Below are 14,672 nucleotides of genomic sequence, written 5' to 3'. Positions count from 1 at the left end.
CGCGCGCCCGCTTATCCCGCGGGCTGCGGCTTGTCCAGCAGCTTCAGACGCTGCACCTTGCCCGACGGGCCCCGCGGCAGGGCATCGGTAAAGCGGAATTCGCGCGGTGTCTTGTAGCGGCCGAGTTCGCGCAGACAGTGCTCGCGCAGGTCGGCGGGATCGGGTGCGTGCGCGCTGTCATGCGGCACGATGAACGCGACGATGTCCTGCCCGTAGGCCGGATCGGGCACGCCCACAGCGGCCGCTTCCAGCACGCCGGGATGACGCAGCAGCGCTTCGTCGATCTCGCGCGGCGCGATGTTCTCGCCGCCCTTGATGATCAGTTCCTTCGCGCGCCCGTTGATGTAGAAGAAGCCGGCTTCGTCGCGATAGCCGAGGTCACCGCTGTGCAGCCAGCCATCGGCGGTGAAGGCGTTACGGGTCTCCTCGGGCCGCTTGTAATAGCCGCTCATCAGTTGCCCGCCGCGCAGCACGAGTTCGCCGGTCTCGTTGGGCGCGCATTCGCGTCCTTCGAGATCGACGATCTTCGCCTCGCCGCCCGACGGCAAACCGATGCTGCCGATCCTGCGCAGTGCCGGGTCGTACGGGTTGCTGAACGCGGGCGCGGCGGTCTCGGTCATGCCCATCGTCTCGATGACGCCGATGCCGAAGCGCGCCTCGAACGCGCGATGATGATCGGCAGGCAGCGCCGCCGACGCACTGCGGCAGAACTTGAGCGCCGACAGATCGAAGCCTTGCGCGCTCTCCCCGTTGAGCAGATAGGCGACGATGGTGGGCACCACGTTGATCCACGTGCAGCCGTGCTGCGACGCCTCGCGCCAGAAGGTGCGCGCGGAGAAGCGCGGCGTCATCACGGCCGAGCCGCCGTGATGCAGCGGCGTGAGCAACGCCACGACGAGGCCGTTGATGTGATACAGCGGCAGCGACACGAGCACGCGGTCGTCCTCGCACAAGCGATGTTCGGCGCTGATGTTGCGCATGTTCGCCAGCAGGCTGCGATGACTCAGCAACACGCCTTTCGGCGCGCCGGTCGTGCCCGAGGTGTACATGAGCAACGCGGTATCGGCGGGATCGGCGCCTTTCCCTTTCGCGACGATCTGTGTGGCATCGTCGCTGGGTGTCGGCAGGGTGCGCGGCGCGAGCGCGGGAATGACGGGCAAGGTCGCTGCATCGGGCGACGTGCGCACCACCGCGATATCGCGCGCCATGCCCTTCAGTGCTTCCGAGACGGTGTCATGCGTCTCGTCGGACACGAAGATCAGGCGCGTATCCGAATGCTCGACGATGTAACGCACCTGCGACGGCTGGCACAGCAGGTTCAGCGGATTGGCGACGAGCCCGCTGTACATCGCCGCGAGCAGCAGACGCGCTGTCTGGATGCCGTTCCCCATGAACACCGAGACTACGTCGCCGGGCTTCAGTCCCGCCGCCTCGAAGCGCGCCGCGAGCGCACGGCAGTCGTCGCGCAGCGCGCGGAACGAAAGTACCGCACCGCCCTCGGCATCGAGCAGGAAGGGCTTGTCGGGAGCATGCTCGGCGCGCGCGTCGATCAATGCGCGCAAGGTCGTTGCATCGAGCGGCGCATGCCTTGAAGAAGCCATGCGATCGGCAAGCGTGCTCATCGTCCGATCCTCCGGAAGTAATCGCCGAGCAACGTGTCGACTTCCGGCACGCTTTCGGCGATCGGATACGCCACGCGCGTCACGTTCATGTACTGCCGGTAGCCGAGGTTCGCCGAGAAGTTGTTGCCGCCCCAGGTTCCGCAGCCCATCGAGAGCGAGAACGGCAGGCCGTTGTCGAAGTTGCCGCCGGTCGCAAGGCAATGCGCCTGATTCACGATCACGCGCGCCACCGGCAACTGTGTGCCGAGCAAGACAGCCAGCGCATCGTCCGCGCCATGCACGCCCACCGAATGACCCGCGCCCATGTAGCCATAGATGCCGCGCACGATGTCCATCGCATGCGCGGTATCGCGCGCGCGGTACACCGTCAGCACCGGCGAGAGCTTCTCTCCCGAGAACGGATGGTCTGCCCCATAGCCAGTCTCCTCGACCATCAGGAACCGGGGCTCGCGTGCGGCGATGTCGTCGAGGCCGGCTTCACGGGCAATCGCCGCAGCGGAACGCGCCGTGCAACGCGCCGACAACTTGCCGTCCTGCCACAGCACCGCCTGCAAGCGCGCCTTCTGCGCCGCGTCCAGCAGCACGCCGCCCTGCTTGCGCAGCGCATCGAGCATGCGCGCATGAATCGCATCCTCGATCACGACGCTGTTCTCCGACGAGCAGCTCGTCGCGTTGTCGAAGGTCTTCGAGACGGCGATCTTGCGCGCCGCGTCATCGGCATCGGCCTGCGCGGTGACGATGGACGCCACGTTGCCCGCGCCCACGCCGAAGGCCGGTGTGCCGCTCGTATAGGCCATGCGCACATTGGCTTGCGAACCGGTGGCGACCACCAGGTCTGCTAGGCGCATCAAGGCGGCCGTCGTTGCCTTGCTGGCGGGCGGCGGCAGCATCTGCACAAGATCGGGATCGAGACCGGCCTTCGCGAACTCGGCGTGAATGAAGCCGATCAGCAACGCGCACGACGAATAGCCCTTCGGCGAAGGCGCGACGATGATCGCGTTGCCGCACTTGAGCGCATTGATGATCTTGTTGGCAGGCGTCGCGCCCGGATTGGTCGACGGCGTGATGGCCGCGACCACGCCCACCGCGCGCGCGATCTCGACGACGCCATGCGCCTCGTCCCGCGCGATCACGCCCGTCGTCGCGACACCGTGAAGGTCGCGCAACAGACCGAGCGTCTTGCGATGGTTCTTGCGAAACTTGTCGTCGGCATTGCCGAGACCCGTGTCGCGCACCGACAGATCCGCCAGTTGCCGGTTGCGCGCGGGCTCCATGATGGCCCACGCGGCCGCGGCCACGGCCGTGTCGAGGGTGTCCTGTCCCGCGTGTTCGAAGCGTTGCTGCGCTGCACGCGCCCGCTCGACGAGCGCACCCACCACACGTTCCGCTTCCGCCTGTTGCGCGGCTTGAGGGGAGTCCGGCGCGTGTGCGCGGGGACGCCCGAGTGTTGCGCCGCTTGCCATGTCATTCATGCGATGAACCTCGGCTGATGAAGGATGAGAGGTGCTATCCAATCTAGTCAGCTCTGTTCGTCGCGCGGTCCCGTTTTCCGGAGTAACGCATGCAGCGACGGCGCGTGCATCGGAAAGTGTGGATTTCGGGACTTTCCAGAGTCCCGAAAAACAATGTTTTCGACGCACAATGAAATAAAAACGCAAGCGACACATATAAAGCAGGAGACAGCGTGACATCGAATCAATCGAATGCCGCCGCCGTGCGCGCGTTCCGCGTACTGGAGACGCTGGCGGAAGCAAACCGTCCCTTGTCGATGACCGAACTCGTCGATGCGCTCGGCCTGCCGAAGCAGACCGTGCATCGCATCCTCGTGCAACTGATGGACGCGTGGCTCGTCACGCGCGGCGCAAGCGACAGGCTCTATGAATGCTCGCCGCGCGTGCGCACGCTCGCCATCAACGTGCTGATGCATGCGGGGCCTGCTGCGGCGCGGCATGCGTTGCTCGAACAACTCGTCACGCGGGTCGGCGAAACCTGCAACCTGACGATGCTGGCGGGAAACGACGTCGTGTACGTGGATCGCGTGGAGACCGGCTGGCCGCTGCGCATGCACTTGCAGCCGGGTTCACACGTGCCGCTGCATTGCTCGGCAAGCGGCAAGCTGCTGCTGAGCTTCCTGCCGAAGGAACGGCGCGAGCGCATGATCGAGCGCCTGCCGTTGCGGTCCTACTCCGAGCGCACCATCACCGACCGCGACGTGCTGCGCCGTGAGCTCGCGTTGACGCGCCGCCGCATGTTGGCCATCAACAATCAGGAGCATTTGCAGGGGCTTGTCGCGATTGCGGTGCCGGTGATGCTGGATCGCAATCGCGCATGTGCCGCCATTGCGATCCAGGCGCCGGTGGGACGCGTCGCGCTCGATCAGCTGCTTGCTTTCGAGCCCGACTTGCGCCGCACGGCCGAAGAAACCGCGCGGACTTTCAGGGAAGAGTAAAGCGGCTCAACGCTCAACGCTCGACGGTCTGCAAATGCTGCGCCGCGTGCTCGTCGGTATCCACCTCGATCTCCTCGCGCCCGCGCTTGAACACGACGTAGGCGACGAACAGGATGCCCAGGCTCGCGACGCCGAGCCACAGCGGCTTGCGTTGATCCGGAATGAACGCCATGGCGATGAGAATCGCGAGCATGCCGACGATGGCGAGCCAGGTGAGATAGGGAAATCCCCACATGCGCACGCGCAGGTCGTTGGCCTCGAGGCTCGTCATGCGGCCGCGCAGGCGCAGTTGCGAGAACGCGATCAGCAGGTACACGAAAATCGCGACCGTGCCGTAGGAGTTGACGAGGAACGCAAACACCGTATCCGGCGACACATACGACATCACCACCGATACATAACCGAACACCGTGCCCAGCAGGATGGCGCGCGTCGGCACGCCGCGCTTGTTGACCTTCGCGAGTCCGAGCGGCGCGTCGCCATGGCGCGTCAGCGCGAACAGCATGCGCGATGCAGCATACAAACCCGAATTCAGCGCCGACAGCACCGCCGTCAGGACGATGGCGTTCATCACGTTCGCGGCGGCGGGCATGCCCATCACGTCGAGCGCGCTGACATAGGGCGTGGCCATCTGATGCGAATTCCACGGCACCAGCGCGACCACCAGCGCCACCGATCCCACATAGAACACCAGCACGCGTGTGATGACCGAATTGGTTGCTTTCGCAACTGCCTTGGCCGGTTCCTTCGCTTCCGCCGCCGCAATCGTCACGATCTCCGCGCCGAAGTAGAAACCTGTCGCGGCAACCGCACCTGTCATCACGGGTCCGATGCCGTTGGGCATGAAGCCGCCGTGCCCGAGGAACGTGGCGGCGACGTCGGTCGTATGCATCGAGGCGGGCCAGAGGCCGCACACGTAGAGGCCGCCGAGGAACAGGAACACGATAATCGCGCCGACCTTGATCGACGAGAACCAGAACTCGAACTCACCGTAGCTGCCGACCGAGATGAGATTGGTCAGCGTGAGGACGACCAGCAGCACGAGACTGATGATCCATGCGGGCACGTCGGGGATCCAGAACTGCACGAGCTTGGCCCCGGCCACCGCTTCCAGTGCGATCACGATGACCCAGAAGTACCAGTACATCCAGCCGGTGAGGAAGCCGGCCATGCGGCCCGGCCCGCGCTGCGTCTTGAAGGCAAGCCGTGCGTACTCATAGAACGAGCCGACGGTCGGCATCGCGCAGGCCATCTCGCCGAGCATGCGCATGACGAGCACCACGAGCACGCCCGTGATGAGAAAAGAAAGAATGGCGGCCGGTCCGGCCTGCTGGATCACTACGCCGACGAATAGTCCAGCGCCAATGACGCCTCCCAACGCGATCATCGTCATGTGGCGCTGCTTGAGGCCACACTTGAGATCGCCTTTGTCCGTGCTCGAATGCATTCCGTCTCCTGATTTGCTGTGATCTGCCTGCATCAAATCGCGCCTCGCCGGCCGGTACGTTGCCGAACGGTCGAGGCCTCTCCCTGCGTCACGCGATACCGGTCTCCGTCATGTTTCAGAGCGCGGGGCGGTCCTTGCGGAACGCGTTCTTCACTGCGATCTTGCCGTCGCTGAAGGTGAAGACATCCACCATGCGCGCTTCGATGCGCGAGCCATCCGCCTTCGTGCCGCGAAACGTCGATTCCGACACGCCGCGCTCGCCGCTGACAAAATGCTCGCCTTCCTTCCATGAGGCATCGGGGCAGGTTTCCCAGGCCAGTGTGAAGCCCTTGCGTACTTCATCGCGGCCGCTGAAGGTGCGGCCCAGAAGATCCGGCCCGGCGACGCCGTGAAATTCGCAGCGCTCCGCCATGCAGTCCATCAGCGCGTCGATGTCGTGGCGGTTCCAGGCATCGTTGAAAGTCTCCAGCAGGTGAAGATAGTCGTGCTTCGTCTCAGTGCTCATGTGTCGTTCGTGTCCAGGGTTTCGAAAGGGTTAGCGCTTCTCGTCCTGCGCCAGGTACTTGTGATACAGAAAGCGTTGCCCGACCCGGCGGAACGGCGCGAAGCCCTTCCAGCGCACCATGTTCAGCACGTTCGGGTATTCGAGCGCGGATTCGTAGATCGGCAGGTTGTCGCGGCTGTGCTGCCACTTGCCGGCCACGCGCTCCGCCAGGCGACGGCCCGCGTGCGCCGAGAACGACACGCCATTGCCGCCATAGCCCACCGCATAGAACAGGCTCTGCTGCGGATCGGGCTGCGCGACGCGCGGCATCATGTCGTGGCTCACGTCCACCCAGCCCCACCACGAATAATCGACACGTATCCCGCGCAAGGCCGGGAACTTGCGATGCAGCCCTTCCACGAGCACTTCCATATGCCGGGGATTGGCGGCATCGGCACCCGTGATGGCACTGCGGCTGCCGATCTGCAAACGATCATCCGGCAACAGTCGATAGTAGAAGCGCAGCGTGCGCGTGTCGGTGATGACTTCGCGTGTCTTGAAGCCGGTCGCCGCGAGTTCCTGCTGCGTCAGCGGACGTGTGACCAGCGAGTTCGACAGGATCGGCATGATCTTCGCGTTCAACGCGCGATGCATGTCGTTGCGCGTATAACCGCCGGTCGCGAACGCCACAGCCTTGGCCCGGATCACGCCGCGCGGGGTGCGCACGTGATGCACGCCGCGGATGGTCTCGACGTCCAGCACCGGCGTGCCCGGATGCACCTTCACGCCGAGCGAGCGCGCCATGCGCAGATAGCCGAACGCCAGCTTGAGCGGATGCACGCCGATGCCATCCGGTTCATGGAGCGCGCCGCAGCTCTCCTGGTCGTCGACATAGGATTGCGCTACGTCCTGCGCGCTCAGCATGTGCGCGTCGTAGCCGAACACATCGCGCATCACCTTGCATTCGTTGCTGAGAAACTCCAGCTTGCGCTCGCGATGCGCGATGTACAGATGGCCGCCCGGCTGCGGATCGCACGCAAATTCACTCACCAGATTGCGGAACGTGTCGAAACCTTCGCGGATCTCCGCATCGAGCTTGAGCGCCGTCTGCTTGCCCCAGCGCTCGATCCACTGCGAGCGATACAGCCGCCCGCTTGCGTTCTGGCCTTGGCCGCCATTGCGGCTCGTGCAGCCCCACGCGGTGCGGTTCGCATCGACGACGGTGGCGCGGATGCCGTGCTCACGCGCGAGGAATAGCGCGGTGGATAGTCCGGTGAAGCCCGCGCCGACGATCAGCACGTCCACGTCTGCATCGCCGGGCAAGGGTCCGTCGTCTTCGGGCGGCGTGCCCGCCGTGGCGACCCAGTAGGTCGGCGCATAGTCCATGGCCTCGCGCTTCATCGGCGAGACGAGCGGGTCGTAGAGCGGATCGTATGGGGCGCACGCACCACCCTGGGCCGGCGCAACGAATTCGAGAGTAGCCACCGATAACTCCTTGGAAAGTGGCTTCATGTTGCACCGAACGTCCTGCGCGGCTTAGTGCCAGCCAAAAAACTTCGTTGGTGCCAGGGGCGGCTTGTCCAGCGGGCTTGCTGGACCAAGCGATTGCCCCGCTCTGGCACTACGAGGAGCCATTTTTGTCTGGTCATACTGCACCGAATTCCTTTCTCTTCCGCGCGCTGCACGTCCTGCGCGGGCCAATGATCATACGGAGTGGACCATGCTCAAAGTCTTGATCGGACTCGTTTTGCCGTTCGTCGGCGTGATCGGCATGCTGCCATGGGCAGCATCGAACGATATTTATGTGTTCGGCATTCCGTTTATTTATGCATGGATTTTCGGCTGGTTTGTAGCGACTTCGGTCTGCCTGCAACTCTGCTGGGTCCTGTTCGACAAAAAAACGGAACGGCGCGAAGCGCACGGCGCATAAAGGAGAGAACCGACATGGCTTCCACCGTATTTCTCGGTTTCATCGCACTGTCGATCTGGCTCGCCCTGCGTGCAGGCAAGGGACGCGGCTCGCAAAGCGTGCATGACTTCTTCGTCGCGTCGCGGCAATTCGGCGCCTGGCTGGTGTTCTTTCTCGCTGCGGGCGAGATCTACAGCATCGGCACGATGGTCGGCTTCCCGGGCGGCATCTACGCCAAGGGACCGACGTATGGCGTCTGGTTCCTGGGCTACATCCTGCTCGCGTACCCGATCGGCTATTTCATCGGCCCGAAGATCTGGGAAGCGGGCCAGCGTCACAACGCCATTACCCTGCCCGATCTCTTCAAAGGCCATTTCAGCAGCCGCGCGCTCGAACTGATCGTCGCCGTTTCATCGCTGATCTTCCTGCTGCCCTGGGGACAGCTGCAATTCACGGGTCTCGTCGCGGCGCTGAAAGGGCTGGGATGGAACCTGAATCCGGTCTTCCTCATCATGATCTCGGCGCTGCTCGCGTTCACGTATATCGCCATCGCGGGCGTGCGGGCGTCGGCTTACATTGCGATCCTGAAAGACCTGCTGATGGTGGCTGCCATCGTCATTACGGGTCTGGCCGTGGCCTGGGAAGCCGGCGTCGAACCCGTGTTCAGGGCGGCCAGCCAGCATGTGTCGAATGCAATGAACGCGCATCAGCTGACCTTCTCGATGAGCACCATGCTGTTCCAGTCGCTCGGCTTCTACGTGATGCCCTTCGCGATTCAGAACTTCTTCACCGCGAAGAGCAGCAACACCATTCGTCGCTCGCAAGTGGTCATGCCGCTGTACATGCTGATGTATCCGTTTCTCGTGATCGCGTCGTACTACGCGATTGCGCAGAACGTGCCGCTCGGCTCGCCGAACGAAGCGTTCTTCACCGCAGTCGTGCATCTGCTGCCGTCATGGCTCGTGGGGCTGGTCGCGGCGGGGGCTTCATTGTCGGGGCTGCTCGTGCTCGCGGGCATCTGTCTCGCCATCGGCCCGGTGGTCACGCGCAACCTGCTGCCCAGCATGCCCGAGACGCGCCAGAAGGCGAGCGCCAAGGTGGTGATTGGCCTGTATCTGCTGCTGTCCATCGGCATGACGCTTGCCACGCCGAACCTGATGCTCACCCTCATCAACATGACCTACTACGGCGTCACGCAGTTCTTTCCCGGCGTGATCGCGATCATCTTCGGCCTGCGAGTCGGCGCGCGCGCGATCGCGTCAGGCATGCTCGTGGGACAGGTGCTCGCGGTCGTCCTGTATGTGCTGCAAGTCGATATCGCGGGCCTGAATCTCGGCCTCATCTGCCTGGCCGTCAACGTGCTGGTCGTGTTCCTCGCGAATCCGAGCGCGGGCCGCAAACACGTACATGCTGATCTGATCCACTCGAACGACTCATGACCCAGAACTCAATCGATACCCACGCGGTGAAGGTGTTCGCCGCCCGCAAGATCCTGACCATGAATCCGCGCCAGCCGGTTGCGACGCACGTTGCAATCCGCGAGGGCAGGATTCTCTCGGTCGGCACCCTCGACGAGATCCGCCAGTGGACCGACGCCGAGCCCGACACGACCTTCGCCGACAAGGTGCTCATGCCGGGTCTCGTCGAAGGCCATTCGCACCTGATGGAAGGCGCGATGTGGAGCGCGGTCTATGTCGGCTACTACGAGCGGCGCGGTCCCGACGGCACGCGCTGGCCGGGCCTGCAATCGCTCGATGCGGTGATCGCGCGCTTGCAGGAAGCGGAACGCGCGCTCGACAGGACGGACGCGCCGCTGCTCGCCTGGGGCTTCGATCCGATCTTCTTCGGCAGCGAGCGGCTGACGGTGACGCAGCTCGACCGGGTATCGGCCACGCGGCCCGTCGCTGTCCTGCATGCGAGCGTGCACCTGATGAACGTAAATTCGCCGATGCTCGAACTCGCGGGCATCGACGAAGACACGGATGTCGACGGCATCGTGAAGGACAAGGACGGCCGCCCGACCGGCGAACTGCAGGAGTTTGCGGCGATGTTCCCGGTGTATCGCGTGATCGGGCCAAAGCTTTCGATCTCGGCCAGCGACAATCCTGAGGCGATCCGCGCCTTCGGCAAGGTCGCCCAGCTCGCGGGGGTGACGACGGCCACCGACCTGCTCAACGACCTCTCCGATACGGGCATGCGCAATCTCGTTGAAGTGACGCACGATGCGCGCTTCCCGATCCGTCTGGTGCCCGCGTTCGGTCCGCAACGCAATCCCGAAGGCGGCCCTGACCGCGTGCTCGAAGCGATGAAACTCAACGAGGACAAGCTGCGTTTCGGTCCGGTGAAATTCATCGTCGATGGTTCGATACAAGGCTATACCGCGCGCCTGCGCTGGCCGGGCTATGTGAACGGCCATGCCAACGGCCTGTGGCTGATTCCGCCCGAGCAGTTCGTCGAGACCTTCCTGCCCTACCATCTCGCCGGCCTGCAACTGCATATCCACACGAACGGCGACGAGGCCACCGAGCTCGTGCTCGATGCCATCGAAACCATTCTGGCGCGGCATCCGCGCTTGGATCACCGGCACACGTTGCAGCATTGCCAGATGGCCGATGCGCGGCAGCTTGCACGCGCCGCGCGTCTCGGCATGTGCGTGAATTTTTTCTCGAACCATCTCTACTATTGGGGCGACGCGCATTACGCCCAGACCATGGGCGCCGATCGCGCGAACCGCATGAACGCGGCCGCCACGGCGCAATCACTTGGCATCACCTTCGGCATGCATTCGGATGCGCCGATCACGCAGCTCAACCCGCTGTTCACCGCATGGTGCGCGGTGCAGCGCAAGACGGCGTCGGGGCGCGTGCTGGGCGAAGCGGAACGGCTGAGCGTGCCTGATGCATTGCGCGCGATCACGCTTGGCGCGGCGCATACCATCGGCATGGACGACGTGGTCGGCAGTATCGAGGTGGGCAAGTTCGCGGACTTCGCGGTGCTCGAAGAAGATCCGCACGAGGTGCCCGCTGAACGGCTCGGTCAGTTGCGCGTGTGGGGCACGATTCTCGGCGGCCGCGTGTTCGAGGCGCCGGCATGAAGCCGCCCATTCCGCTGGCCGTCATCGGCGGCTATCTCGGCGCGGGCAAGACCACGATGATCAACGCGCTGCTGACCAATACCGAAGGCCGGCGCATCACGGTGCTCGTCAACGACTTCGGCGCGATCAACATCGACGCCGCATTGATCCGCGAGCGCAGCGACGACGTCATCGGACTGGAGAACGGCTGCGTATGCTGTTCGATCGGCGGCAAGCTGATGGAGACCTTGATCGAGATCAGCGCGCGCGAGACACGGCCCGATCTGCTCGTGATCGAAGCGAGCGGCGTGTCGGACCCGTTGCGCATCGCGCAGGTCGGCATGCTGGATCGCGCGTTTCGTCTGCAAGGCATCGTGGTGGCGGTGGATGCGCAGCGCATCGATGAGACGCTGGTCAATGCGTATGTGGGCGAGATGGCGCGGCAGCAGATCGCGACGGCGACGGCCATCGTGCTGACCAGGACCGACCTGCTCGATGACGTTAGCGCGCAGCATGCGCGAGCGCGGGTGCTGGAGATGGCGCACACGCGCATTGTGTTTGAGGGCGATCAGGGCAAGGTACCTGGCGCGCTGTTTTTCAGCGATACGGCGGCATCGGCGCCGCGTGGATTTTCGAGGTCCATCGCGCCGCTGCATGTACTCCCCACTGGCCTGCGGAGCGTGACGCTCCGTTCAGATGAGCGCTTCGACAAGCGCGCACTGAAGTCCGCGTGTATGTCCTTTTCCGACAGGCTACTGCGCGCCAAGGGCTTCGCCCGCCTCGTCGATGGCTCTTGCATCGAGCTTCATGTCGTCGGCCCGCGCTGGCATGCCACGCCATGCCGCGACATTGCGCATACGGAGATCGTCTTCATCGGCATGATCGAGGACGAAGACGTCCAGCGCGCGTTAGCTGCTGCGCCTGCGTCGCGCACCGAGCCAGCCTGCCAGCTTCGCGAAGAGCGTCATGTCGGGCGCCACGGATAGATCCACGCCGAAACTGTGCCGATAGTACGGGCTCAGATCGAGTCCGACACCGAGGCCCAGCACCTCCACGCCTTGCAACGCCTCATGACGCTCGACCACTTCGCGCAGGTGCTGGTCGAGGTAATGAGCGTCGTTGGCTTGCGCGGTCGCACTGTCCATCGGGCTGCCATCGGATACGACGACCAGGATGCGCCGTGGCTCGTTACGCGCGAGCAAGCGCCCGCACGCCCAGTCCACCGCTTCGCCGTCGATGCCTTCGCGAAACAGATCCGCCTTGAACAGCGCGGCGATGTCACCGCGCGCGGCACGCCATCCCGCATCGCCTTCCTTGAAGATCATGTGGCACGCTTCGTTGAGCCGTCCCGGCGTGCGTGGACGTCCTTGCGCCAGCCAGTCGAGCTTCGCGCGTCCGCCGTTCCATGCGCCTGTCGTGAAGCCCAGCACTTCGGTCGTGACGCCCGCCATGCCGAGCGCACGCACGAGCACGTCGATCATCACCGCGACCGGTTCGATACTCGCCTTCATCGAGCCCGAGCAGTCGATCAGGAAGCTCACTGCGCAATTCGCCGTGGGCGTGTCACGTTCGCGCCTGAACACGCGGCGTTCATCGGGTGAAGCAATCACTTGCGCCAGACGCCTGCCGTCGATGCGTCCTTCTTCCTCGCCGAACGACCAGCCGTCGCGATGCGGCACGGCAATGGACGCCTGCAACATGCGCGCAAGACGTGCCACGTTGATGTGGCGTGCAGCGATCAGGTCGTCGAGACGCTCGCGGTATTCGCGCAGCAACGCGGCGCGGATCAGCGCGGCGGGCCGGATGGTCTTGTCGTAACGCGTCGTGAAGATGCGATAGCCGTCGCCCGACGCATCGCGCGCGCTGCTCGCGCCGCTTGCGGCAAGCGCGAGCCGTTCCGCCTCGCCTTCTTCGTCGTCGATGTCGAACCAGGTGCCGAGCATCGTGCGCGCCGCTTCTTCTTCGGTTTCATCGGCCGAAGCATGATTCTCGACGAACGCATGACGCACGTCGCGCACCATCTCGCCGATGCGGTTCGCAATGGCAAGCGCATGGATCGCATAGGCACGCTGATCGGCGCAGTCACGGCGCAGTCCCGCCAATGCGACGCCAAGCAAAGGCGCGAGGGCACCACGCGTCACCTCGATCAGCCCTTCGGTCTGTTCGAGCACCGCGCAGCCCGACAGTCGCGACTCGGCGATTTGCGCGACCGTATAGATCAACAGACCGATATCGCTGTCCAGCAAGCCGCCTTCGTAGCACGCCAGCGACCACGTTTCGAAACGATGCCGCACGTTGCGACGCACGCCCGTCATGCCGTCCGGCACGCGCGCTTCGCAGCGCAGTTGTTCGAGCAGGTCGAAGACCATGCGCGCGACGGGTTCTTCCGGTGCGAGGCGGTCATGCAGCTCCGCATCCGAATACACGATGCGCAGCGCAGAGGCGTCCGCCGCGCCGCGTGTGGAATCGAGATCGTCCGCTTCCCTGGCATCAGCACGCAGATGCGGCGCGTGCAGCGCTACCGGCCGCAGATGCCTGAACAGACGTCCGCCGCGATAGTGCAGCGTGCCGTCGCCGGTCAGCGCACGCACGGTCGCCGCGCACAGCGCGTCACGCCGCGTGAGTTCGCGCGCGTCGTTTCGCACCGCGTTCATTTGCTGCGCTCGTCGTGCCACTGCGACGGCGTTTCCAGTTCCTCGCCGAACGCGCGCTGAAAATATTCCGCGACAACCGGCCGTTCCGCTTCGTCGCATTTGTTCAGGAAAGTGAGACGCAACGCGAGCTTCACGTCGTGAAACAGCTCGCAGTTCTCCGCCCAGTTGATGACGGTGCGCGGCGACATCAGCGTGGACAGGTCGCCGGCCTGGAAGCCGCGCCGCGTCAGACCCGCCATGCTCACCATCGACGCGACGAGCGCGTGGCCCCGGTCGTTATCGAGTTGCGGCACGCGCGCCAGCACGATGCGCGTTTCTTCATCACGCGACAGATAGTCGAGTGTTGCGACCACGTTCCAGCGGTCGATCTGCGCGTGGTTGAGCATCTGGGTGCCGTGGTACATCCCGTTCAGGTTTCCGAGACCCACAGTATTGGTCGTCGCGAACAGACGAAAAAAAGGATGCGGCTGAATCACGCGATTCTGATCGAGCAGCGTGAAGCTGCCTTCGCGCTCCAGAATCCGCTGGATCACGAACATCACGTCGGGACGGCCCGCATCGTATTCGTCGAAGACCAGCGCCACAGGCCGCTGCAACGCCCACGGCACGATGCCTTCCTGAAACTCGGTGATCTGCACGTCGTCGCGGACCACGATCGCATCCTTGCCGACCAGGTCGAGCCGGCTCACGTGACCGTCGAGATTGACGCGCATGCACGGCCAGTTGAGACGTGCCGCGACTTGTTCGATATGGGTCGACTTGCCCGTGCCGTGCAGACCCTGCACCATCACGCGCCGGTTGAACGCGAACCCCGCGAGAATCGCAAGCGTGACCTCGGGATTGAACCGGTACGCGTGATCGATTTCCGGAACGTGCGGATCACGGGCGCTGAAAGCGGGCACCAGCAGGTCCGAATCGATGCCGAACAGCGTGCGCACCGGCACGCGCTGATCCGGTTCTTCCATCCACGTATCGCGCATCATGGTGCCTGCCTCCGTGCTTGCCGCCGTTTTCGAGCGACCATCATAGCTTCA

General features: G+C 64.3%; 12 protein-coding genes. 5 read left to right on the top strand and 7 right to left on the bottom strand.

Annotated features, from left to right (window positions below; genetic code table 11):
• Nucleotides 1-11: 11 nt before the first annotated feature.
• A complete protein-coding gene (locus QCE88_RS15895) occupies nucleotides 12-1,622 on the bottom strand; it encodes an AMP-binding protein (RefSeq protein ID WP_309903777.1) in 1,611 nt (536 codons plus the stop codon).
• Nucleotides 1,619-3,094, bottom strand: coding sequence for an acylating sulfoacetaldehyde dehydrogenase (gene sauS, locus QCE88_RS15890; protein ID WP_309903775.1), 1,476 nt, complete (start codon nucleotides 3,092-3,094; stop codon nucleotides 1,619-1,621). The genes QCE88_RS15895 and sauS overlap by 4 nt, the downstream gene beginning before the upstream one ends.
• A 212-nt stretch (nucleotides 3,095-3,306) precedes the next feature.
• On the opposite strand from sauS, the gene QCE88_RS15885 reads away from it, so the two are divergent.
• Nucleotides 3,307-4,071 carry an IclR family transcriptional regulator gene (locus QCE88_RS15885; RefSeq protein WP_309811956.1) on the top strand — a complete coding sequence of 255 codons (765 nt, stop codon included), beginning with the start codon at nucleotides 3,307-3,309 and terminating at the stop codon, nucleotides 4,069-4,071.
• Between the two features lie 13 nt (nucleotides 4,072-4,084).
• Here the strand turns inward: QCE88_RS15885 and QCE88_RS15880 are convergent, their stop codons facing one another.
• The 3 genes from QCE88_RS15880 to QCE88_RS15870 all read right to left on the bottom strand — a co-directional run bounded on the left by QCE88_RS15880 (nucleotide 4,085) and on the right by QCE88_RS15870 (nucleotide 7,403).
• On the bottom strand, nucleotides 4,085-5,518 hold the full coding sequence (locus QCE88_RS15880) for an amino acid permease (protein WP_309903773.1): 1,434 nt from the start codon (nucleotides 5,516-5,518) through the stop codon (nucleotides 4,085-4,087).
• Nucleotides 5,519-5,633: 115 nt separating this feature from the next.
• Entirely contained in the window at nucleotides 5,634-6,023 is a 390-nt protein-coding gene (locus tag QCE88_RS15875) for a nuclear transport factor 2 family protein (RefSeq protein WP_309903771.1), read from the bottom strand.
• Nucleotides 6,024-6,053: 30 nt separating this feature from the next.
• Entirely contained in the window at nucleotides 6,054-7,403 is a 1,350-nt protein-coding gene (locus tag QCE88_RS15870) for an FAD-binding oxidoreductase (protein WP_309906463.1), read from the bottom strand.
• Nucleotides 7,404-7,722: 319 nt separating this feature from the next.
• Between QCE88_RS15870 and QCE88_RS15865 the strand changes: the two genes are divergently transcribed.
• Genes QCE88_RS15865 through QCE88_RS15850 form a run of 4 tightly spaced genes read left to right on the top strand, consistent with a single transcriptional unit; the run spans nucleotide 7,723 to nucleotide 11,970 of the window.
• Nucleotides 7,723-7,932, top strand: coding sequence for a DUF3311 domain-containing protein (locus QCE88_RS15865; protein WP_309833905.1), 210 nt, complete (start codon nucleotides 7,723-7,725; stop codon nucleotides 7,930-7,932).
• A 14-nt stretch (nucleotides 7,933-7,946) separates the two neighbouring features.
• On the top strand, nucleotides 7,947-9,350 hold the full coding sequence (locus tag QCE88_RS15860; protein ID WP_309903769.1) for a sodium:solute symporter family protein: 1,404 nt from the start codon (nucleotides 7,947-7,949) through the stop codon (nucleotides 9,348-9,350).
• Complete coding sequence (locus QCE88_RS15855; RefSeq protein ID WP_309903766.1) at nucleotides 9,347-11,005, top strand: amidohydrolase; 1,659 nt, start codon at nucleotides 9,347-9,349, stop codon at nucleotides 11,003-11,005. The genes QCE88_RS15860 and QCE88_RS15855 overlap by 4 nt, the downstream gene beginning before the upstream one ends.
• Nucleotides 11,002-11,970 carry a GTP-binding protein gene (locus QCE88_RS15850; protein WP_309903764.1) on the top strand — a complete coding sequence of 323 codons (969 nt, stop codon included), beginning with the start codon at nucleotides 11,002-11,004 and terminating at the stop codon, nucleotides 11,968-11,970. The genes QCE88_RS15855 and QCE88_RS15850 overlap by 4 nt, the downstream gene beginning before the upstream one ends.
• Here the strand turns inward: QCE88_RS15850 and QCE88_RS15845 are convergent.
• Together QCE88_RS15845 and QCE88_RS15840 are read right to left on the bottom strand one after the other, a co-directional pair.
• Nucleotides 11,893-13,638, bottom strand: a complete 1,746-nt coding sequence (locus tag QCE88_RS15845) for a cobaltochelatase CobT-related protein (RefSeq protein ID WP_309903762.1) — start codon at nucleotides 13,636-13,638, stop codon at nucleotides 11,893-11,895. The two genes, QCE88_RS15850 and QCE88_RS15845, sit on opposite strands and share 78 nt — an antisense overlap.
• A complete protein-coding gene (locus QCE88_RS15840; RefSeq protein WP_309903760.1) occupies nucleotides 13,635-14,621 on the bottom strand; it encodes an AAA family ATPase in 987 nt (328 codons plus the stop codon). Before QCE88_RS15840 ends, QCE88_RS15845 begins: the two co-directional genes overlap by 4 nt.
• Between the last annotated feature and the right edge of the window lie 51 nt (nucleotides 14,622-14,672).

The sequence above is a fragment of the Caballeronia sp. LZ035 genome (assembly GCF_031451175.1).
Lineage (GTDB): Bacteria > Pseudomonadota > Gammaproteobacteria > Burkholderiales > Burkholderiaceae > Caballeronia.
This window is presented reverse-complemented; position numbering and strand designations above follow the sequence as displayed.

What these genes read in the sequence shown, in the direction of transcription:
- QCE88_RS15895 (WP_309903777.1), bottom strand. Translation starts at nt 1,622, where the DNA reads ATGAGCACGCTTGCCGATCGCATGGCTTCTTCAAGGCATGCGCCGCTC.
- sauS (WP_309903775.1), bottom strand. Translation starts at nt 3,094, where the DNA reads ATGAATGACATGGCAAGCGGCGCAACACTCGGGCGTCCCCGCGCACAC.
- QCE88_RS15880 (WP_309903773.1), bottom strand. Translation starts at nt 5,518, where the DNA reads ATGCATTCGAGCACGGACAAAGGCGATCTCAAGTGTGGCCTCAAGCAG.
- QCE88_RS15875 (WP_309903771.1), bottom strand. Translation starts at nt 6,023, where the DNA reads ATGAGCACTGAGACGAAGCACGACTATCTTCACCTGCTGGAGACTTTC.
- QCE88_RS15870 (WP_309906463.1), bottom strand. Translation starts at nt 7,403, where the DNA reads ATGAAGCGCGAGGCCATGGACTATGCGCCGACCTACTGGGTCGCCACG.
- QCE88_RS15865 (WP_309833905.1), top strand. Translation starts at nt 7,723, where the DNA reads ATGCTCAAAGTCTTGATCGGACTCGTTTTGCCGTTCGTCGGCGTGATC.
- QCE88_RS15860 (WP_309903769.1), top strand. Translation starts at nt 7,947, where the DNA reads ATGGCTTCCACCGTATTTCTCGGTTTCATCGCACTGTCGATCTGGCTC.
- QCE88_RS15855 (WP_309903766.1), top strand. Translation starts at nt 9,347, where the DNA reads ATGACCCAGAACTCAATCGATACCCACGCGGTGAAGGTGTTCGCCGCC.
- QCE88_RS15850 (WP_309903764.1), top strand. Translation starts at nt 11,002, where the DNA reads ATGAAGCCGCCCATTCCGCTGGCCGTCATCGGCGGCTATCTCGGCGCG.
- QCE88_RS15845 (WP_309903762.1), bottom strand. Translation starts at nt 13,638, where the DNA reads ATGAACGCGGTGCGAAACGACGCGCGCGAACTCACGCGGCGTGACGCG.
- QCE88_RS15840 (WP_309903760.1), bottom strand. Translation starts at nt 14,621, where the DNA reads ATGATGCGCGATACGTGGATGGAAGAACCGGATCAGCGCGTGCCGGTG.